Below are 20,559 nucleotides of genomic sequence, written 5' to 3'. Positions count from 1 at the left end.
GCCGCTTTCACGGCTGCCCCGGCACTCTGTGGGTGTTGTCAGGAGCCGGACAGCGCCTTCTTCAGCGCGGTCGCGGCATCACGATAGACGGACAGCAGATCCTTGCCCTGATCGGGGTAGTTCACGATCGACACCTGTTTCACGCCAGAGTCCGGCAATACTGTGCCGGTGGACATGTGCGCGTTGTCGAGAACGAACTGAGGCTTCTTCGCGGTCAACTCGGCCAGCTGACCCGGGGTGACCGCTTCGGGCCCATAAGTGCCGAGAATCCGCGCGCCCGCCAGGTCGGCGGCCCAGGTGGAGAACACTTGGGCGATGACCGTCGGCTGTTTGCCACCCGGCCATTCCGAGCTCACCTCACCCCTGAGTCTGTCGTACTCGGTGCCGAACGTCGCGATCCACGCCTGCGCTGCGTCGGTGGTGCCGAAGCGCAGGCCGAGCGCCCGCACCTGGGCTTTCACCTTCTCCGCCGAATTGTCCAGACCGACTTCGACCAGTTCGGCCGTCGATCCGGCGGCCTCCTTGATCTTGGCCGCGAACGGTTCGAACGGCGCGTAGAGCACGAAGTCCGCCTCCGCCACCGCAGTCAGATCAGAAGGCTTGGGATCGTAGTCCGGAGCATGATGAACCGACGGCGGCACAATGACTTTCACGTCCGCCGCGCCTGCCGCTCTCGCGAAAGCCGCCTCCCAGGTGGTGGTGGCCACGACCACAGGGTGAGCATGGTCGTGCCGGTGCTCGCTCTCGGCACCGGAACATCCGCCGAGGAGCACGGTCGCTGCCGCGACCAGCGTGATGCCGGCCGTCAATGGCCGGAAGCGTGCCATGAGATCGTTCTCCGTTCAGGAATCAAATGAGCCGCGAAGGCAACTGCCCCGGCGGCAAGGACCAGCACTGGGCCCGGGGGTAGATCGAAGGCCAGCGCCGAAAGGAATCCGACGAGATTCACGCAAACGCCGATACCGACAGACCAAGAGATGATCGACGTCAGCGAGCGGCCCAACCGGCGCGCAGCCAACGCGGGCAGCAAAGTGAGCGCGTCCACGAGAAGCGCCCCGGTCAGCCGGATCGCTCCCGCCACCGCCACCGCGATCAACACCAGCAGAACCAGCGTCAGCCGCCCCACCGCCACGCCGGAAACCAACGCCAATTCGCGATCATGCAACAGCAGCGAGAGATCGCGCCTTCGCCGCCAGAACAGCGTGGACACCACCGCCGCGAGCACGGCCAAAACGACGACGTCCTGAACCCGAACGGCGAGAATGGAACCCCACAGCAGCGAGAAGGCCGCCGAGGCGTTCACTCCCGCCACCGCCAATACCAGCAGCGCCGCCGCGACAGCCAGACTCATCAGCAAACCCATTGCGCCGGACAATGTTTCCGGCGCGCGGGCCAGGGGGCTGATCGACGCCCCGGCGGCCGCGCAGGCGAGCAGACCACACAACGCCGGATCCAGTCCAGTGAGCATGCCGACCGCGGCGCCCAGCAGCGCGACGTGCATCATGGCGAACCGGACCGCAATGATGTCCAACCCCACGATCGCGACACCGATCATCGGTAACCCGACCGAGCCCACCAGCAGCGCCACACCGGCGCGGCGCACCGACTCCATTGCCAGCAAATCGATCACATCAGCAGGCCCGTTCACGACAGCTCCCGTACCCGGCCCGCGGCCATCTCGAGCACGCGGTCGCAACGTCGTGCCAGTGCCCGGTCATGGGTGACCACGATGAGGGTGACCGGCAATTCCGCCAGCACCTCTGCGGCTTCCTCTTGGCCCGCGAAATCAAGTGCCGCCGTAGGCTCGTCAGCCAGAACGATCCCCGCACCGGCCGCAACGCATCCGACCGCCCGGGCCAGATGCATACGCTGTAGCTGCCCGCCCGAAAGCGTGTCGAGTGGTCGATCAAGGAACCCACCCACGCCCAGCCGCGTGGCCATCGCCCGCGCGTGCCCGGCTTCTCCGCTACTGGCCAACAGTTCACCGGCCAGCAGCGGGAAGCGGCCCGCCGCCGGCCGTTGCGGAATCCAGCCGCACACCCGTCGCCGCCACGAATAGTCCGCCGGCGCACGGCCATCGCGGCCATCCACGGAGATTTGGCCCCGCACGGCCGCGTGCAGGCCGATCACCGCTCGCAGAAGCGTCGTCTTGCCCGAACCGTTCGTGCCCGTCAAAGCGACCCGCTGGCCGGCGCGCACGTCGAGGTCGACATCGCTGACGACGTCGACACGTCCATGTCGGCACGAGACCCCTTGAAGACGAATGTCCAGCCCCGCCATCACCCCACCTCCTTATCGGCCGCCGGCCGCAGGTCGACCGGTGCGCCCGGAAGTAGTCGCACCTCGGCCCCTATCGGTTCCACGACAGCACCGTCCGGGGATACATCGATCCCCCGCACCACCGAGACCAGAGTTTCGCGGGCACGGGCCACCCGAGAGCGGATCGTCCCGACCGGACAACCCACCGTCTGCGCCGCCTCGGCATACGACATCCCCAAGACCTGGGTCAGGACGAACGCCTCGCGCCGCTCTTGCGGCAGGCTGCACAGCAGGTCGTTCAGCGCGACCTCCTCGGAGAAATCCGGTGTGCGCCGATCGGGACGCTGGTCGAGAACTTGTGACCACTCCGGCAGCTGAGTGGTCCTCGGACGGGCGGCGATACTGCGGAACCGGTCCACGACGACACGGCGCGCGATCGACAACAACCAGGTACGTGCCGTCGACTTCCCGGCGAACCGCGGCAGGCTGCCCATGGCCCGCACAAACGTCTCCTGAGTCAGGTCGTCGGCGGAATGGACGTCGGTCAGGTGCGCGACGAATCGCCACACATCCCGCTGCGTCGACCGAATGAACTGCTCCAACGCCTTTCGATTACCGGAACCCGCGGACAACGCCAGCGCGGTCAAATATTCGTCGGACATGCGGGGCCTCCACGTCGACACATCCGGCACACGCGAGAGCGCCCACCGCTTCGAGGCGATCGAGGAGAAGGACCGTTGCCGCGGCAGGAAACCCACGGCGGGGAAAGAGACAACATTCGCACAATTTCTGTTCGCGACACCACGACTCGGTGGTGCGGAGAGACCGGCAGTCGGACGCGCGCTATGCGCACACCGGCAGAGAGGACCGATTGCCGCTGGACAGGAAGGCCGACTGTTCCCATCGGCTCGTGGGACGGCGAACTGGCCGCTGACGAGCATGGATGAGACGAGAGGCTACATTCGCCACGGGCATACGGGTCCACTGCACGACGCCCGATCGGTCAGGCGAGGCAGCGTGCACACCGCAGCAGTACAAGGCATGGCTGCCTGCGCCGGCGAACTCTCAGAACCGAACCACAGCCACCGGAGGCCCACGCCGCGCCACCACATGACGCAGCACGCCCTGGCGGAGAATCTCTACGCGCGGGTCGGCTGCCACCGAGATTCGTGGGTCGCTGCCGACCGAGGAATGGACGAGAAGCAGGAGCAGAGGAGCCAGAATCCGGGTGTAAACCACCGCCAGCAACTCGAAGAAGACGATCTCCCCCCGCCACAGCCACAGGGCACACAGCAGCGCGGCCGCCGCGTGCGCGGCGAGCATCGTGCTCGGATCGCCTTGCGATACAACGGATTCGGGCACGGCGCTGTGGCCGGTCGACATCGACACCATCCCGAACCACAGGTGCAGGGCCGTCTGCATCACCACCAGTCCACCGCCGATGGCGACGAAGCCACGCTGACGATCTGCCACCGCCCACGCGATCGAACCCATCGCCGCGAACGCCACAATCAACGCCGACGCAGACACACTGTGACCCGCCGACGCCGCATGCCCCAGCGCCGACAACAACACCGCGATCCCCGCGAACAAGGTGGCACGCGCCGCCCGTGCGTCTCCGGGCACGGGCACAGTGTTCATAGCGTCGTCCATCATGACACTCGGTCGCCGACCTGCATCAGCGCCATACTGCTTGCCGTAGCCATGGGGGCCGGGAGGTCGTGGAGGGTCCGGCATACCCCGACCACGACTTCCGGACCGATCGGGTCGCTCAGTGAGTGTCGTTCCAGAACTGGATACCGGCCGCGATCAACGCCGGGACACCGACGATGACGGTGCCTGCGACGGCGCCCATGCCGGCCAACGCCGCGCCGGTGATGAGGCAGCCTCCGATCGCGGCCGGAACCGCCAGCAGGCCGATCGACACCACTCCACCGGTCGCTCCGCCGACGATGCCTCCGGCGACACAGCCGATGCCACCGCCGATCGCGCTACCCAGCAGGCTGCCGACCGTCGCGGCCGCCATCATCGACATGCTGAAATTGCCCAGGGCCGCGTTGTAATTCGGATGCGACAGTGCGTCGATCTCCTGCGCTGTCGAGGCGCTCACGGGTCGCGCGTCCGCGGGATCGGTGCTCGGGGTGAGAGTGACGGTATCGCCGTCGAGTTGCGCCGCGATCGGCAACGCGCTGTCGCCGCGGACGTAGGTCAGCGGAAGAGTCGCGACCGACGCTCCGTTCCGGTCGATGAACCGCAGATGGCCATCGCTGACAGCCAGCGCCCCGGCGTCCATGGTCACTACGACCGAACGGTCGACCACGTCGGCCTGGAAATGGACATCCGGAGTGTCCGGAGCGGGATCGGCCGCCGCGGTACCCGCCGAGATACACAAAGCCGAGATGGCCATGGCGGCCACCGCAGCGCCTTTTCGGAACATCACTGTCGTCTCAACTCCCGATTCGTTCTAGCAGCGTGGATTCGCAGCCGACAACAGGTCGCGCGAGCCGCTGAACCGGTTCCCGACCCGGAAGTGATGCACATCACACATCGGTTTTTCGAGTTGAAGAGTCCCGCCGAGTTCGGCGTTCCCCACCGAGGGGTACCGGTGAGCTCCGGCCATCCCGCGGCGCCGGCCGCCTCGGGGTTCGTGGCGTTGACGCGATCGTGCGCACTCATGTAGTCGACGGTGCGGCACACTGCCGATGTCCGGCCGAGCATTCACCGCAACGGCGGAAAAGTCATCAATTTTGGCCGATCCCAACATCTTCCGTGTCAGCGTGGTGTCGAATGGCCTTGATCGGCGGTGTTCTGGATGACCGATGCAACCAGTCAGGAGTGCCCGCGTGCCACGTGAAATAGATTCGGCTGTCTTCCCCCATCTGGATGCGGACCTGGACCGTGTCCGTGACGTTCTCGGACCCATCCGACTGGAGGGCAGGCCTGAACTGGCCGCACTCACAGACGAAGGGCCGGACACCTCTCGCCGCCTGGTCCGTCCCACATTGACCCTACTGTCTTACTACCTGCTCACCGATCCCGCGGCGCCGGCCGACGACCGGGTGGTGCGCGCCGCCGCTGCCGTGGAGTTGCTGCATCTGGGCTCGCTCTACCACGACGACGTCATCGATCACGCATACGAACGTCGAGGCCGTCCCAGTGCCAATGTGGTGTGGGGTTCGCATATGGCGGTATTGGGTGGGGATTCCGTGATGCTCACCAGTGTGCGCATGCTGGCGGAACTCGGCACGCGCGAGGTTCTCGCGGGGGCGATCGCGGGTGAGCAGATGTGCGCGGGCATGGTGATCGAGGCCGCCGACCTCTACGCGGCCTCCCGCAGCGAGCAGTCCTACCTGGACGCGATCGACGGCAAGACGGCGGCGGTGCTCTCGCTGGCATGCCGGGTGGGCGCGATACAGGCCGAAAGACCCGACGATCAGCTAGAGGCGTTGGCCCGGTTCGGCCGATACTTCGGGCTGGCCTACCAGTTGTACGACGACATCCTCGATCTGACCTCCACCGCCGCAGAAATGGGCAAGCCGGTCAACGCGGATCTGCCCGCGGGCATCTACACACTGCCGGTGATCCGCGCGGCCGCCCGCGACGAAAACCTTGGACGCCTGCTGCGCAGCAGGATGACGCTCGAGCAAGCCGCGCGTGCCCGTGAGCTCGTCATCGCCTGCGGCGCCGTGGACGAAGCGCAGGCGATGGCCGACGATTTCATGGACCGGGCCGCCGGTCAGCTCACCACTCTGCCCGTCGACCCGCCCGCCCGCCGCGCGATCACCGCCTACGCACGGTCCATCCTCGACCGGCGAACTCCTGGTCCCGCGGCCCCCCAGCGGTCGACGCAGCCGACTCGAACCCCTGGTGATGGGCTTCCGCCGCAGCTCGCGCGATGGTTGCGGAACTGGCTGGTGGACACCGGTCTTGCCGTCTCCTCAGCCGAGGCCGACTACCACCGGTGGACGGGGGCGATCCAGATCCCGGCGCAGACCTTGGCCCCAGCGGCGAATGCGGCTCGTGAACAGACCGCCTACGGTATGGCCGTGCTGGTCCTTGCCTGGGACGACCTTTTCGAGGATCCGCAGCTGAAGGACCCGGAAGCGGTGACCGCGTTGCGGCGTGGCATGGTGGCAACGCTGCGCCAAGACCCGGAGAAACCGTGGCGGCCCGGCGCGATTCCGACGGCTTGGGCGAGTATATGGCCGCGGCTGCGCGAGGGCCGGACCACCCGCTGGCAGGAGCGGTTCCTCGATGGCCTAGAGGAGTGGTTCGAAGCCGCCGAACGAGAAGCGCATCATCGCATCAGCGGCTACATCCCTTCCACGGCCGACTACCTGCCGCTGCGGATGTCGACCAGTGGGATCGAAACCGCCATCGCCTGCATGGAGGTGTATCACGACCGGGAACTGCCATCGAAGCTGCGCGAACACCCCGTGATCCGCCGTCTCGAGGAACTCGCCTTCTGGGTGACCTTCGTGGAGAACGACCTGGTGGGGCTGGATCAGGACGAGGCAGACCGAGTTCCCTACAACCTGGTGCGGGCGGTGCATCACGAAACCGGCTGCACCCGCGGCGAAGCCGTGGAGCAGGTACAGCGCCAAGTGGCGGATCAGCGCGCCCAGCTCGAGGCGGTGATCCACTACGTCCCCGCGCTCCTGCGCGTTCTTCCCGGCCTGGCGGGTCAGGGGAAGGACTACGCGGAGATGTACGTGAACATCACGAGCGTGGGGCTCTGGGGGCGGGAGAGCGATCGGTACGCGCAAAAAACCTCCGCCCCCGCAGCACCGGATCTCGAACGCTTGCGCCGTGAGGTCTACCTCCCGGCCGCCGAACCGGCTCACATCGCGTCGTAAAACCCCGGCAGGCAGAACAGGAGATGTCCCGCGCCTCCACCGTGTGGTCGCGCGGGACGTCTGGTCAGTGCTTCGCCTGCTGTCCGAACCTCGTCGAGCCGGGGATGCGCATCCACATCGTAGGCCGGAGAGAGGATCGGGTGCGCTGATGGAAAGCGATCAGCCCGACGAGTGCGCTCGCGGTGAACCAGGCCAGTTGCACGGTGAAACCCGTCAATGGCGTGGCCTCGGAGAAACCGGCCGTGGTCGAAGCCTGCATCGCCCCATAGGAGGGCAGCCAGCGCACGAATTCGCTGTCGGCACCAGCACTGGCGATGGGGTTCTGTACGGCCATGTCGAAGCAGCTGATCATCGCGATGGCGAACATTCCCTCCACCTCGCGGCGCAGCAACGCGCCGAGGGCCACACCCAACGCCCCGTAGGTCATCGCCGCGCCGAAAAGCGCCGCGGCGAGCAGGACAGGTTGCCGCGGTGACCAGTAGCCGCAGATGACCGCGGTGGCGTACACGCAGACCACCACCGAGGCCACCACAAGGCAGGCGATCTTCGCCAGGCCCAAAGCGACCCGCGGATACCCGGCCATCGACAGGCGCCGGTCGAATGCTCCGCTGCTGAAAGTCGCCGCGAACATCATGAACCCTATGATCAGCGAGACCGCCATCAGGGCGCCGCTGATCTGAGCGAGTTCATTGCCGTTGGCGCGCAGAACCAGGCCGGTGTCTCGAAGCCGGAACGGCACCTCGATGTCCGTGACCGCCACGCGGACAATGGTGATCAATATGGGAAGGAAGACAGCCACCAACAGCATGGCGAACCGGTTACGAGCATGCTCGATGAGGCCGTAGCGCGTGGCGATCACGAACAACCGCGCACCGTCACTCATCCGGCCTTCTCCTGTCCGCCTCGTAAGACGCCGTCGCACAACCGCCACACCTGATCCAGCTTGTCGGTGTCGTGAGCCAGATGCGAGACCACCAGAACCGACCGGCCGGTGTCCCGGAACTCCGCGACCAGATCCCAGAAACGCAGATACGTCTCCCAGTCGAAGCCCTGATACGGCTCATCGAGCAGCAAGACCTGCGGATCATGCATTACCGCCAGCGTCAGGTTGAGCTTTTGCCGGGTGCCGCCGCTGAGCGTGCCGACCCGCTCATCGGCATACCCGGAGAAGCGCAAGATCTCCATGGTCTCCTCGGCCCGCCGCAGGTCCGGGATCGCATAGGCCGCGGCGAAGAAGTTCAGGTGCTGACGCACCGTGAAGGCGTCGTTGAGGATCACCTGCTGAGGGCAGTAACCGAACCGCCCACGGTGCCGGACCATCCCCCTGTCCGGTCGCAGCTCTCCGGACAAAACCTTCAACAGCGTCGACTTACCCGCCCCGTTCTCACCGACGATGCCCACCAGCGCCCCCGCAGGCAACACGATGTCGATGCCACGCAGCACCGACCGTCCGCCGTATGAGTGGTGGACGTCCTCCACCTCCATCAACGCCCCTTACCCGCCGCCGATGTAGTGGCCCGACAGCGGCTGGAATGCTACCAACCGACCGCGAAACCCCGTGCCGGAACGGCTATTTCGTGATGCTCGCAAACAGACGGTCATCCCGTACATCTCTCGACTTTCGCAGTTTCGGCGGCATAGACGGGGCGCTCGATCCTGCATCGATCATTCGCTGCGCCGCGCCCTGGCACGTCGTTTGCCCTCGTGCATGGCCTGAACCCGGGCGACTGGAATCGTGTGTCCCTCTTCGACCAGATCCGCAGGAAGATGCTGCGGGGCAGGCATCTCCGACTGCCATGGATCACTGTCGCCGAGCAGGTCCGGCACGGTCCGCACAGTGAAATCAGTCGGCGTCACCTCGTCGAGGTCCGACCAGCGCAGCGGGAACGACACGGTGACACCCGGACGGATACGCGGACTGTAGGCGGCGGCCACGGTGGCACCGCCCGCACGGGTGGCGTCGAGAAAGACCTTGCCGTGGCGGTCTTCCCGGATGAACGCGGTCGTGCCGACCGACGGATCGATCCGCTCGGCTCGCGCCGCCACGGCGCGCGTCGCCGCGGCCGCGTCCTCGACATCTATCCCCGGGACTACGGGCACGAACACATGTAATCCCTTGGAACCGCTCGTCTTCACCGCTCCGGACAACCCGTCCGCAGTCAGCGCTTCCCGGATCAGTAGGGCACCTACCACCACGTCGGCAAAAGTCTGTCCCGGTGAGGGATCGAGATCGAGCACAAGATGTGTGGGTTCCGGTGCGGATTCCGCGAGGAACAGGGTCGGGTGGTATTCGACCGCCCGTTGATTACCGAACCAGATCAGAGTCCGCAAGTCGTCACAGAGCGCGTAGGAGATCTCCCGCCGCGAACTCGCCGCCCAAACCTTCGTCCGCGCCACCCACTCCGGCGTGTACTTGGGGAGGTTTTTCTGTGTGAACGGCGCCTGTCCCGGCCGCACCCGAACCACCGAGAGCGGCCGTCCGCGAAGCACCCCCAGCAACCGTTCCCCGGCGAACTCCAGATAGTCGACCAGATCCCGTTTGCTCGCCTCGGCCTCGTCGAACAACGGCTGATCGAGATTGGACAGTTCGACCCCGTGACGCAGCTCGCCTCCCGCCATCGCTCCACCCTCCCCCACCGCCGGGCGCCGGTCAATCACCGGCAGCGAGACACTCGCCTCCGAAAGGAGTCTGGATGCCACGCTGCATGGCCTTGCGCCGCAGCCCAGAGACACCAGTCGCTTCAGGTGGCTGTGGCTGGGAGGCCCGGGGTCAGCTGTTGTAGGCGGTTCCCGGCCTTCGAGGCGGCTGATCTCGGCAATTGGCTCGGCCGAACGTCTGGCGTTTGTCATTTCGATGTGGCGCGAAACTCGCTCGGACGTACGCCCCGGTGCCGTTTGAATGCCGCGCTGAAACCGAAAGCATCCGCATAGCCGACGGCCTTCGCCACCTGCGCCACGGTGAGAGTGCGGTCGGAGAGCAGTTCCTCCGCATCGTCCATCCGGCATTCGGTGAGATATGCCAGTGGCGACTGGCCCATCACCTCGGTGAAACGCCTCGCGAACAGTGCCCGCGACACGCCCGCCGCGGCCGCCAGGGACGCCACGGTCCAGCCGGCGGAGGGTTGCCCGTGCATCGCCTCCAGCGCAGGCCCGACCACCGGGTCGGCGGGTCCGCGATACCATCCCGGCGCCTCGGCGGCCTCCCTTTCGAACCAGTCGCGCAGTGTGCACACCAGCGCCCAGTCGAGCAGGCGGTCCATCAGCGCCTGGGCTCCGGCCGGCCGCGCGGCCGCGTCCGCGGCGACGGATTCCATCCAGGCGCATACCTCCACGTCATCCGACACCACCAGAACGGGTGGCACCGCACGCAGAAGCCGTTCATGACGCCGGCCCGATGCCCGATAGGCACCGACGATCAGAGCCGTCTCGCCGGCCGGGTCGTTACCCCACCGTCCGCCTTCCAGACCGGCCTCGCATTCCGCATCCGCCACGAAGCAGGCGACCTCGTATTCGGCGTGTGGCAGGTCGGCCGAATCAGGTCGGTCGGCGAGGAGGAACGGTTCGGGACCGCGCACGATCGCGGTGTCTCCGGCCGAGATCCGTTGCTGCGCACCGCCGGAAAGCAGCAGCGTGCCACCGCCGCGCAGCACCGTCACCATGGTCAACGGTGCACGGTCGGCGAAGCGGATGGTCCACGGCGCCTCCAGAACCGCGTGGGTGAGTACGGCTCCTTCGGCACGTATTCCACCCAGCAATTTACTCAAAGGATCCACGCCATGAGGGTAGACGAACTCCTATCGGATGTAGATCTTTACCCATAGATCGTCTACCGGATCGGGTGTGGAATACAACTCGACCGCACAACCGATCGTCCGGATACCGGACCGCAATGGAGGACCCCGTGCCGAGCAACTCCGTCGAAGACGCTTCGACCACTCCCACCGCGCTGGTCGTAGTCGCCCACCCCCGCCCCGACTCACTGACCGCCCATATCACCGCGCTGACCGTCCGCAGACTCACCGCGGCGGGCTACCGGATCGACCTGCTCGATCTGCACGCCGAGGGATTCGATCCCCGCATGACGGCAGCCGACCTACCGGACTGGAACAACCGGGACAAGACCTACTCCCCCGAGGTCGAGAACCATATGCGGCGCATCCTCACCGCCGATGTCATCGTCGCGGTGTTCCCGGTGTACTGGATGCAGCTACCCGCGATCCTCAAAGGCTGGATCGATCGCGTGTGGAACTACGGATTCGCCTACGGACGCAGCAAACCCCGGCTCGCGGGCAAGCGGATGCTGTGGCTGGGCCTGGCCGGCGCGGCGGACGACGACGCAGTCGTCGACCTCATGCAGCAGGCACTGAGCTCACAACTCGACGACGGAATCGCCTACTACTGCGGCCTGACACAGTCGACGGTGGGACTGCTGCCAGGAGCCGAAGAAAAACCGCAGCGCCTGGACGCCAACGGCAATCTGCTACTCGACAACGCGCTCACCGGCGCCGCGCGCGACGCCCACTTCGCAGCGCTGGAGGACCGGGCCCTGCGCTTCGTCGACGAATTCCTCACCGGCGACCGGGTACCGGCCTGAACCTCGACAGGTTGCCCCGGGGCGCAGCCGGTGGACGACGCGCCCGCGCCTCGGCATACAGCGGCGCAGTTCCGGGAAAACGGTCGCGCCGTGGTGGATCGGGTGGCGGACCAGGTACCAGGGCAACGACATCAAGCGCCCGCATCGGCTGGCAGGATGGGTTGATCAGCATTCACACCGGAGAGGGCGCAGATGACCATCCTGGTAACCGGGGCCACGGCAAACATCGGCCGCAAGGTCGTCGACCACCTGCTTGCCCTGGGAGCCACCGATATACGCGCGCTCACCACCAACCCGCGGAAGGCCGCACTCCCCTCCGCGGTGCAGGTGATCGAGGGTGACTTGCGGCGACCGGAGGCACTGGCCGCGGCGTTCGCGGGTGTGCAGCGGATGTACCTGGCACCGGCACCGGACAGTGTCACCGAGGTGCTCGCGATGGCCCGCGCGGCCGGTGTGCGGCATGTCGTCGACCTGTCCGGTGAACCGGAGAGCTGGTGGGGCAGCGTCTGTACGGCTGTCGAGGACAGTGGCCTGGCCTGGACCCACTTGTGGCCCGGCGATTTCATGGAGAACACCATGACCTGGTCGCACCAGATCCGCGAATCCGGCTCCATCCGGGAGCCGCGGCCCCACGCGGCGAGCGCGCCCATCGCCATGGACGACATCGCCGCCGTCGCCGCCACCGCCCTGCTGACCGACACCCATCTCGGCCGCGCGTTCCCGTTGGCGGGGCCGGAGATTCTCACTCGCGCCGAGTTGGTCCGGCACCTCGCCGACGCACTCGACCGCGAGATCGTCCTGCACCGGTCCTCGCGCGAGGAGACCATCACCGCCCTGGCCCCCACCATGGGCGACAGCGCGACCTGGTATGTCGACAACGTTCTCTGCGGTTTCGACCCGGACCCCGCGACTCTGCCCATCACCAGCGTCCGAGACATCACCGGCCGACCCGCGACGACGTTCGCTCGTTGGGCCGCCGCCAACGCCCCGCGCTTCGCCGCCGACTGAAACCACGCTCGCCGGCGGGCGTTCGATCCCGTGTACGTCGGAACCTTTGTCGCGGAGCATTCGGTCAGTTGTCATCTCCCGCCCTTTCCGATCGGTACGCGCAGTCGAGGCCGACATGGCCACCCACTCACCCGAGTGCCGTCGCTGTATCGGATGAATTCGCTTCTCTCGCCGAGACCGTGGCGACGCGGCGGTGGTGCGTCCATCCGCGGACGCCGATGGCCAGGGGCACCAGGACGGCGAGGCGGCGAGTGCCGACAGCACATCCACTTCCGCGCAGACACGCCCGGGCCAGCATACGTCGGCAGCTGAGCGATGCCGTCGAGGACTACCTCGCCCGTGTCGGTGTCGGTGTCGGTGTCGTCGATGATGGGCCGCGCGACTCGCACAGCTGCGGCCGCCGACAACGCGCCGCATCGCCCGGAATCCCGTGGCCACGAAACGCTGTTCGGCATCCTACGCCTGCGTACCGGTCACCAGCGGCATCGTCCGAACAGATTGTATTCCGACATGCCGGCTTCTGGTCGGCCCGCTATCCGTCGATCGGGAGACCGACACGGCCATGAGCGTGACGAGGACGGCCAGCACAACAGCGAATGCCACGCCGATCATTCTGCGCGGAATCGGATCCGTGTTCGGAGTAGGCGGTGGTAGGCCACCGAAGCCGCCGTAGGGTCTGTAGCGCTTCACCGATTCCAATACATATTCGCTCCCACCCGAATATCGGTCGGTGGTGAAGGAGATGGTTCCGCCGTCTTTACCCGCGCTGCGGTAGGCCTCGACTTTCAGATCGCAAATGAGGAGTTGGCGCGTGCTCGCATCCCAGCGGGGCCAGCCGCCGGTTTGGTTGTACTTCTCTTGCAGCAGGGGATCGACCATCCGCGCGACGAGAAAGACACTTTTTCCGGTGGGATAAATCGCCAATCGGTCGATTTCGCGCCACGAGAAGCGGTGGACGACGCCGACTTTCCGGACCTCCACTCCGCCCGCATCGATCGCCAGTTTGTCACCGCGGCTGAGCATGTAGAAGTATCCGGCGACGACGGAGACACCGAAGAGTACCGAGAGCAGATCGCGCAGTCCGCCGTGCACTCGGAATACGAACCAGACGAACAGTGGGATCGCTATGCCCGCGATCGCAACACTGAGATAATTACTGGCATTCTCGCCGGTATCGGGAAAGACGGTACCGCTGTCCACCCTGCGATCAGGGACCGCTTGGGCGACGAGACCGTCGACGATGCGGATCAGCCTGTCGGTGTCGTCGTCGTACACCTCGGACCTGATCCTGGCCGTGTTGTGCTCGAGCAGATTCCGGATACTCGGCGGCAATTCGCCCGGGTGGGGCAGTCCCGCGTCATCCACCAGGAGAGGGAGTATCACCTTCCTCAGACGCAGTGCGGTCTCGATTTCCATGCGTACCGGGTCGTCGGGGGCGTGCAACCGGCTCCTGTTGTGGCCGCTGAGCCACTCCGATCCGATGACCACGATCACCACGGTGGCCCCGGCGATGGCTTGAACAATCGCCTGACGGAAGGGCACCCCGGCGTCGATCGAGTCTCTGTCGAAGAAGGTCAGATCGTCCGGAAGCTCCTTTTCAAAGGTAGCTCGAAGCCGGCCGACGAAGTGATGCGTGCCGTCCCTGCGATAGCTGAGAAATATCCGATAGCGATTCACGTACCCCCGGCCTCCCCCCGCAGGAGGGCTGCTACCGAGCCCTCGGCACATGGCGAGATCTTCAACGGCCATCATTATGGCGTAGCCGGACAGAAATTGTCAGCCGGTGGCGATTTTCCCGCTATTTACCGAATACCCGAAACTACATCTGCGTCCCGACCGCGGCGGCGGTGAAGTTACGCCCCTTACCGCTTCTTCACCCGGGTGTGACCCTCCAGCGAGAGGATGGGCCGGTGTGGCGGATATGCGTGGCAGGGGTTCTGACGGCCGGCGTTCTGACGGTCGGCGCGGGGCCGGGAGCGGCCGATGGTCCGGCCGCGTTCGACCTGCAAGCCCATCGGGGCGGGTTGGGGCTGGTGGCCGAGAATACGTTGCCCGCGTTCGCGAACGCGTTGGAGCTCGGGGTTAGCACGCTGGAGCTGGACGTGCAGATCACCGCGGACGGGTATGCGGTGGTCACGCACGATCGCGATCCGAATCCGGCGAAGTGCACGGACACCACGCCCGCCGCTCCGGGCGACCCGAAGTTCCCCTATGTACCGGGAACCACCTACATCCGGGATCTGACCCTGGCTCAGGTCCGGACGATCGACTGCGGCTCGGTGCCGTCCGCCGAGCAACCCGAGCAGCGGAGGGCGCCTGGAGCACGAATACCGCTGCTGGCGGAGGTTTTCGACCTGGTGCGCGCATATCACGCCGATCAGGTGAAGCTGAACATCGAGACCAAGGTCGAGGCAGCCGCCCCCGAACAGACCGCGCCGCGCGAGCAGTTCGTGGACGTCGTGGTGGCGGAGATCCGCCGGGCGGGAATCGGGCGCCAGGTCACCATCCAGAGTTTCGACTTCGGCACCCTCATACGGCTGCGGGAGGCGGCGCCCGACCTGCCGATCATCGTCTTGACCGATGGTCAGCCGAAGTTGCGCGCGGGCGAACCCGGCGGCTCCCCCTGGCTGGGCGGCATGGATATAGACGACTTCCCGGGATCGTTGCAGGAAAAGTTCGTCGCGGCGGCGGCCGCAATCGGCGCCGCCGCGGTCTCGCCGGTGCACGGCACTCCGCAGAACGCCACCGTCACCGCTCCGGACTACCAGCCTTTCACCACGATGGACCTCGTCCGCGCCGCTCACCGCCGCGGTATGCGAGTGGTGCCGTGGACGGTCGATGACCGGCCCACCATGATCGCCCTGCTCGACCTCGGCGTGGACGGCCTGATCACCAACCGACCGGACGTGCTGCGCGCGCTGCTTTCCGACCGCGGGTATCGCCTGCCACCGGCCTGTCACCGCCCCTGACAGGTCCGTCGACCGGACCGTAGGGCGCTGCGTCGGTGCCGTCGCATTCGCACGCCGCGCCCGCTCAGCGGCCGGACCGACAGGTACCCGTGGTCAAGAAAGCGCTTTCAGCAGCTCGTCGGCCACGCCTGCGGAGGATGCCGGATTCTGGCCGGTGATCAGAGTGCGGTCCACGACGACCTTCGGGGCCCACGGATCGCCCTCGCGGAAGTCGGCTCCGATCGCGACGAGCCGATCCTGCAACAACCACTCGGCCTTGTCCGCGAAGCCCGCCTGGGTCTCTTCGGCGTTGGTGAAGCCGGTCAGGGCGTAGCCCGCGAAGATGTTCGCTCCGTCCGCTCCCTCCGCGGCGAGTAGAGCCGCGGGCGCATGACACACTACCGCCAGCGGCTTGCCGGATGCCAGAATGTCGGCGAGCAACCGACCGGAGTCGGCGTCGACGGCGAGGTCTTCCATCGGCCCGTGCCCGCCGGGGTAGAACACCGCCGCGTAGTCGGCGAGATCCACCCCCGCCAAGTCCACGGGGTTGTTCAGTTCGGTGCTCGTGCCGATCACGTGCACTCGATGGTCGGCGTTCTCCTGACCGCCGTTGACCTCGGGCGCGAGACTGCTCTTGTCCACGGTCGGTACGACGCCACCCGGGGTGGCCACCACGATCTCGTAACCCGCCGCTTTCAGTTTCTCGAAGGGCACCACGAATTCCTCGGCCCAGAAGCCGGTCGGGTGCTGGGTCCCGTCGGCCAGAGTCCAGCGATCGGCTCCGGTCATCACGAAAAGGATTTTCGGCATGGTCTGTTGTCTCCTCGTCCGGAACCCGGCCGGCCGGGTTCGGTCATCGAGTCCTGTCACGCTGGTCCGAGTGCTGCCGGACGCCGACCCCGCACGCCGGGATCGTCAGCGACGACACTGTCGACGCTAGCCTTCCCAATCTTCGGGATATCAAAAGACCGGGTTCGCGGCCATTCCTGTTTCACTTTTCGCCCCTACGCGGCGATGCGGCGGACCCGATCCGGGAGGTCCGCGCCACACAACGCCACACCCTCCGCCTGACCTGGGGTTGTATTCGGGCCATACTGGACCGGTGACTGAGATGGGACAACGCGAGCAGGAGACTGCACGCAGGATGCTCGGCGGTTGCCCCGATATCGGCAACTTTCGATTCTGGTTCGCAGACCAGCGGTGGGAATGGTCCGAGGAAGCCGCCGGGATCTTCGGGTACACACCGGGCGAGGTCGAGCCGTCCACCGAACTCTTGCAGAGCCACCAGCACCCCGACGACCGCCAGCGGGTCGCCGGCGCCCTCGCCGAGGCCATCGAGACCGCGACTCCGTTCTGCACCCGCCACCGGATCATCGACACCGAGGGCGAGACGCACGACGTGATCGTCATCGGCGACCAGCTGTTCGACGAGCAAGGCACTGTGGTCGGCTCCGCCGGTTACTTCATCGACGTCACCGAGACACTCGAGGGCAACCTCCAGGAAGCCCTCGACGACCTGCTGCCCGACGTGATCGACGCGCGCGCGGTGATCGAACAGGCCAAGGGCGTCCTGATGTTCGTCTACGGCGTCAACGCCGATCAGGCGTTCCGGGTGCTGCGCTGGCGCTCGCAGGAGACCAATGTCAAGATCCGCGCACTGGCCGAGCAGCTCGTCGCCGACGTCGTCCCGATGGGCGGTGCGCTGGTTCAGCAACGCACCCGTTTCGACCATCTGCTGCTGACCATCCACGAGCGGGTGGCGCCTCCGGAACCCGTCGCGGACTAGCGACGATTCCGCCGCCCCGCCCACGACGCTGGCCCTCGCTTCCAACCACTATCGTGTACGCACTGTCAGCGATCGGAATAGTTGAGGAGAACCGATATGGGACGTTTTGTCCCTCGTGTGTTGACCGCAGCGGTTTGTGTGGGATGGGGCGGTATCTGTATGGCCGGCCTCGCGCCGACCGCCGCGGCCGCGCCCTCGATCTACGAACCGAGCATCACCCCGTGCGGTCACCTGTTCACAACCCCGATCGAACCCGGCCGCCCGGGTACGAGCACCTATTGGAGCCCGTTCGGCACTGCCGACATCGTCTGCTACGACGTCGGTTCGCTGCCGGTGACCTACTACCAGCGTGACCCGGCGGGACAGTGGCACGCGATGAACCAACTGATCCCGGGCAACTACTTCATCAACATCTTCGGCTACGGCCACCTGCCCGCATAACGGTGAACACGACGGGGACCACGCCTCCTGCGCCAGGCCTGGGTCGCTGATCAGCACCGCGGGCCCCGCAGGTCGGCGAACAAATCGGCTGCCTGTCGGCGAGGGGGCTGGATGCGATGTCCGGCTCGGTCGTTTTCGACCGCCCGCCATGGCGAGATCGAGATGCTCACGTACTACCGGCTTTTCCATTCCGGGCAAGACGAGCTGGGCTTCTCGGTCCTCGTCGTGGGCGGTCGAGGCGCCCGGCCCGGTAGCGTCGGTGACGTGCGGGATCAGTGCGAGATGCGGCTGTCGCGGCGTTGGAGGGTACTGCTGGTCGTCTGCTCCCTCACCACGTTGTTGCCGGTAGCGCTGTTCGTTCCGCCCACGGCTGCCGAGCGCATCGCCGTAATCGGGCTGGTGGTGTGCCAGGCAGCCGCCTTCTGGTGGTTGGACCGCCGGCCCGTTTTCGTCACGATTGTCTCCCTGTTCATGGGAGCGTCGTTGGAACTGCTGCACGTTCGGGTGGGGCCGGGCATCGCCCTCATCGTGCTGACGACCTTTTCCTGGCTGCGCCCCGCCCGCACGTCGTTGTGGGGCCTTGCCGCGGCGGTGTTGTTCTTCGCGCTCGCGTCGGGGACCACCGGGCAGTGGCTGCACGCCCTACTGTGGTCCGGCGCCGCCCTGCTGGCCTGGAGCTGGGGCGCACTGGGACGCGCCAGATCCGCCCAGCGGGACTCCGAAGCCCGGCATCTGGTCCAGCAGGAACGTGCCCGCATCACGCGCGAACTGCACGACGTGCTCGCTCACACGGTGTCGCTGATGGTGCTCCAAGCCGCGGCGGCCAACGACGTTTTCGACACGCACCCGGACAAAGCGCGAGAGGCCGTCGCCGCACTGGAGTCCGTCGGCCGACAGGCCCTCGGCGAAGTACGCCGGCTGCTCGAGGTGATCGACCGGGAACCGACCGTTCCCTCGCCCGGACTGAAGGATCTGGACAGGCTGGTGGAGTCGATGTCGCTGGCGGGAATCGAGGTGGTCGTGAACCGGCACGGGACGGACGACACCGCTGTCGCACCGAGGGTCACCGAAACTGCCTACCGGATCGTGCAGGAGTCCCTGACCAACGTTTTGCGCCATGCGAGAGCCGATCGAGCCGAGGTCGACGTCCGGATCGCCGCCGGGCAACTCACGGTGGCGATCACCGACAACGGCGGTGGCAGCCGGCTCGATCACGGTAGCGGTCGGGGACTCGATGGCATGCGTCGTCGCGCCACCGAGCTGGGCGGACGATTCGAGGCAGGTCCTTCCACCGCTGGTGGCTTCCGCGTCGCGGCGTGGCTTCCGGTTCAGCCGTCGTGGCCGATGCCATCACCCGCTGACCGGTAGTCCTTTCGACAGCGGTCTCCGACTTTCGACAGAGGCGAATACACCCCTGCAAGGCGATGTTCCCACGGCGGGGACAGTAAACACTGGAATCACGCCATACGGGATCCCGCGGCGTGAACGCTCACCGAAACCAGGAGTCGACCAATGCAACAGCAGGAGTGGCGAGGGACGGTTGTCAAGAAGTCGCGCGGGTTGTTCGACGGGGCGAACCTGTACCGGCGCTTGACCGTCCGGCTACCGGACGGCAGTACCGTGAAGGTCCGGGTCGACCGGGAACTGTGGAAATCAGTGCAAGCCGGTGATTCGGTGACCAAGCACGTGGGAGCCGATCCGGTGAAGGAATGACGCGTCCGCAGGGCGGATCCGAACACTCGGAGGATTGGATGCTCGCCATGAACCGGCCGCCGCGACACGCGTGCACCCGGCAGACCGGATGGCGGCGGGGATGACCGTCACCGTACTGGTCGCCGATGATCAGGCTCTTGTCCGCGCAGGGCTTCGGATGATTCTGCAAGCACGTGAGGACATCCGGGTCGTCGGCGAGGCCCGGGACGGGGAGGAAGCGATACACCTGGCCGCGCGGACACTGCCCGACGTCGTGCTGATGGATCTGCGGATGCCGCGCGTCGACGGTGTGCAGGCGACGCAACGCCTCTCCGCATCCCGGCACAGGCCCGCGGTCATCGTCCTGACCACCTTCGACGAAGACGAACTGATGTACGCGGCGCTGCGCGCCGGTGCGGGCGGGTTTCTGCTGAAGGACGCCCGGCCCGCCGAACTGGTCGAGGCGATCCGGGTGGTGGCCGGCGGCGAGGCACTGCTCGCGCCGCGGGTGACGCGCAGGCTGCTCGATCGGTTCGTCGCCGACATACGCCCGGAAACAGCGGCAATGCCGGATCTCGCCGATCTCACCCATCGAGAGGTCGAGGTCCTCACACTCATCGCGCAAGCAGCATCCAACGCCGAGATAGCGGCGAAGCTGGTTGTCACCGAAGGCACTGTGAAGACCCATGTCTCGGCGGTCCTGCGCAAACTCGGCCTGCGGGATCGAGTGCAGGCGGTGGTACTCGCCTATGACATCGGCCTGGTCCGGCCACGGCAGTCCCCGAGTCCGTAACGCCGGGGCAGTGGAAGTCCTCGGCGTCCCTCCCCCCTGGTTGCATTGTCTTCGATCGATGTGGGATTGTCCGGATTTGGTGTGCGCCGACGTATTTCTCACTCCCCGGCACTCCGCACGGTACGCGGTCGGTGGACTCGATATCCTGCTCGAGGAAAATCTGGCGATGGCCGCCCGGCTCT

At 66.4% G+C, this 20,559-nt stretch carries 21 protein-coding genes; 9 read left to right on the top strand and 12 right to left on the bottom strand.

All coding sequences use genetic code 11. The annotated features are described in order from the left end of the window. Positions 1–38: 38 nt before the first annotated feature. From NA8_RS07930 to NA8_RS07905, 6 genes are all read right to left on the bottom strand, one after another. Positions 39–827, bottom strand: coding sequence for a metal ABC transporter solute-binding protein, Zn/Mn family (locus tag NA8_RS07930; protein WP_063049722.1), 789 nt, complete (start codon positions 825–827; stop codon positions 39–41). Beyond that, positions 806–1,648: a metal ABC transporter permease gene (locus NA8_RS07925; protein ID WP_218019420.1), complete on the bottom strand. Its 843-nt coding sequence runs from the start codon at positions 1,646–1,648 to the stop codon at positions 806–808. The genes NA8_RS07930 and NA8_RS07925 overlap by 22 nt, the downstream gene beginning before the upstream one ends. Further along, a complete protein-coding gene (locus NA8_RS07920) occupies positions 1,645–2,280 on the bottom strand; it encodes an ABC transporter ATP-binding protein (RefSeq protein WP_063049720.1) in 636 nt (211 codons plus the stop codon). Before NA8_RS07920 ends, NA8_RS07925 begins: the two co-directional genes overlap by 4 nt. Continuing rightward, the gene (gene sigC, locus NA8_RS07915) at positions 2,280–2,921 is read right to left on the bottom strand and encodes an RNA polymerase sigma factor SigC (RefSeq protein WP_084466624.1); all 642 of its coding nucleotides are present in this window, start codon (positions 2,919–2,921) and stop codon (positions 2,280–2,282) included. Before sigC ends, NA8_RS07920 begins: the two co-directional genes overlap by 1 nt. Before the next feature lie 403 nt (positions 2,922–3,324). Continuing rightward, a complete protein-coding gene (locus tag NA8_RS07910; RefSeq protein WP_157106575.1) occupies positions 3,325–3,831 on the bottom strand; it encodes a hypothetical protein in 507 nt (168 codons plus the stop codon). Between the two features lie 199 nt (positions 3,832–4,030). Then, positions 4,031–4,666 (bottom strand): DUF8020 domain-containing protein, encoded by a 636-nt coding sequence (locus NA8_RS07905; protein ID WP_157106574.1) that lies wholly within the window; start codon positions 4,664–4,666, stop codon positions 4,031–4,033. A gap of 436 nt (positions 4,667–5,102) precedes the next feature. Between NA8_RS07905 and NA8_RS07900 the strand changes: the two genes are divergently transcribed. Then, positions 5,103–7,115 carry a polyprenyl synthetase family protein gene (locus NA8_RS07900; protein ID WP_063049717.1) on the top strand — a complete coding sequence of 671 codons (2,013 nt, stop codon included), beginning with the start codon at positions 5,103–5,105 and terminating at the stop codon, positions 7,113–7,115. Between the two features lie 64 nt (positions 7,116–7,179). Here NA8_RS07900 and NA8_RS07895 read toward each other — a convergent pair whose 3' ends face one another. From NA8_RS07895 to NA8_RS07880, 4 genes are all read right to left on the bottom strand, one after another. Beyond that, complete coding sequence (locus tag NA8_RS07895; RefSeq protein ID WP_063049716.1) at positions 7,180–7,998, bottom strand: hypothetical protein; 819 nt, start codon at positions 7,996–7,998, stop codon at positions 7,180–7,182. Beyond that, the gene (locus NA8_RS07890; protein WP_063049715.1) at positions 7,995–8,600 is read right to left on the bottom strand and encodes an ABC transporter ATP-binding protein; all 606 of its coding nucleotides are present in this window, start codon (positions 8,598–8,600) and stop codon (positions 7,995–7,997) included. Before NA8_RS07890 ends, NA8_RS07895 begins: the two co-directional genes overlap by 4 nt. 180 nt (positions 8,601–8,780) lie before the next feature. After that, positions 8,781–9,734, bottom strand: coding sequence for a DNA polymerase domain-containing protein (locus NA8_RS07885; protein WP_063049714.1), 954 nt, complete (start codon positions 9,732–9,734; stop codon positions 8,781–8,783). A 227-nt stretch (positions 9,735–9,961) separates the two neighbouring features. Then, positions 9,962–10,888 (bottom strand): AraC family transcriptional regulator, encoded by a 927-nt coding sequence (locus NA8_RS07880; protein WP_063049713.1) that lies wholly within the window; start codon positions 10,886–10,888, stop codon positions 9,962–9,964. A gap of 128 nt (positions 10,889–11,016) precedes the next feature. On the opposite strand from NA8_RS07880, the gene NA8_RS07875 reads away from it, so the two are divergent. Both NA8_RS07875 and NA8_RS07870 read left to right on the top strand, forming a co-directional pair. Beyond that, entirely contained in the window at positions 11,017–11,709 is a 693-nt protein-coding gene (locus NA8_RS07875) for an NAD(P)H oxidoreductase (protein WP_245663712.1), read from the top strand. 192 nt (positions 11,710–11,901) lie between these two features. After that, the gene (locus NA8_RS07870; RefSeq protein WP_063049711.1) at positions 11,902–12,717 is read left to right on the top strand and encodes an SDR family oxidoreductase; all 816 of its coding nucleotides are present in this window, start codon (positions 11,902–11,904) and stop codon (positions 12,715–12,717) included. A 456-nt stretch (positions 12,718–13,173) separates the two neighbouring features. Here the strand turns inward: NA8_RS07870 and NA8_RS07865 are convergent, their stop codons facing one another. Continuing rightward, entirely contained in the window at positions 13,174–14,394 is a 1,221-nt protein-coding gene (locus tag NA8_RS07865) for a toll/interleukin-1 receptor domain-containing protein (RefSeq protein ID WP_063049710.1), read from the bottom strand. Positions 14,395–14,642: 248 nt separating this feature from the next. Here NA8_RS07865 and NA8_RS07860 point away from each other — a divergent pair, with 248 nt between their 5' ends. Next, positions 14,643–15,686 (top strand): glycerophosphodiester phosphodiesterase family protein, encoded by a 1,044-nt coding sequence (locus tag NA8_RS07860; protein WP_245663711.1) that lies wholly within the window; start codon positions 14,643–14,645, stop codon positions 15,684–15,686. A 93-nt stretch (positions 15,687–15,779) separates the two neighbouring features. Here NA8_RS07860 and NA8_RS07855 read toward each other — a convergent pair whose 3' ends face one another. Next, entirely contained in the window at positions 15,780–16,475 is a 696-nt protein-coding gene (locus NA8_RS07855) for a type 1 glutamine amidotransferase domain-containing protein (RefSeq protein WP_063049709.1), read from the bottom strand. Between the two features lie 301 nt (positions 16,476–16,776). Between NA8_RS07855 and NA8_RS07850 the strand changes: the two genes are divergently transcribed. From NA8_RS07850 to NA8_RS07830, 5 genes are all read left to right on the top strand, one after another. After that, a complete protein-coding gene (locus tag NA8_RS07850) occupies positions 16,777–17,451 on the top strand; it encodes a PAS and ANTAR domain-containing protein (protein ID WP_063049708.1) in 675 nt (224 codons plus the stop codon). 159 nt (positions 17,452–17,610) lie between these two features. Then, the gene (locus NA8_RS07845) at positions 17,611–17,892 is read left to right on the top strand and encodes a hypothetical protein (RefSeq protein WP_245663710.1); all 282 of its coding nucleotides are present in this window, start codon (positions 17,611–17,613) and stop codon (positions 17,890–17,892) included. 162 nt (positions 17,893–18,054) lie between these two features. After that, on the top strand, positions 18,055–19,260 hold the full coding sequence (locus NA8_RS07840; protein ID WP_063049706.1) for a sensor histidine kinase: 1,206 nt from the start codon (positions 18,055–18,057) through the stop codon (positions 19,258–19,260). A gap of 144 nt (positions 19,261–19,404) precedes the next feature. Next, complete coding sequence (locus NA8_RS07835; protein ID WP_063049705.1) at positions 19,405–19,605, top strand: DUF7489 domain-containing protein; 201 nt, start codon at positions 19,405–19,407, stop codon at positions 19,603–19,605. Between the two features lie 100 nt (positions 19,606–19,705). Continuing rightward, positions 19,706–20,377: a response regulator gene (locus tag NA8_RS07830; protein ID WP_063049704.1), complete on the top strand. Its 672-nt coding sequence runs from the start codon at positions 19,706–19,708 to the stop codon at positions 20,375–20,377. Positions 20,378–20,559 lie beyond the last annotated feature (182 nt).

Source organism: Nocardia arthritidis NBRC 100137, from assembly GCF_001612765.1.
GTDB lineage: Bacteria > Actinomycetota > Actinomycetes > Mycobacteriales > Mycobacteriaceae > Nocardia > Nocardia arthritidis.
This window is presented reverse-complemented; position numbering and strand designations above follow the sequence as displayed.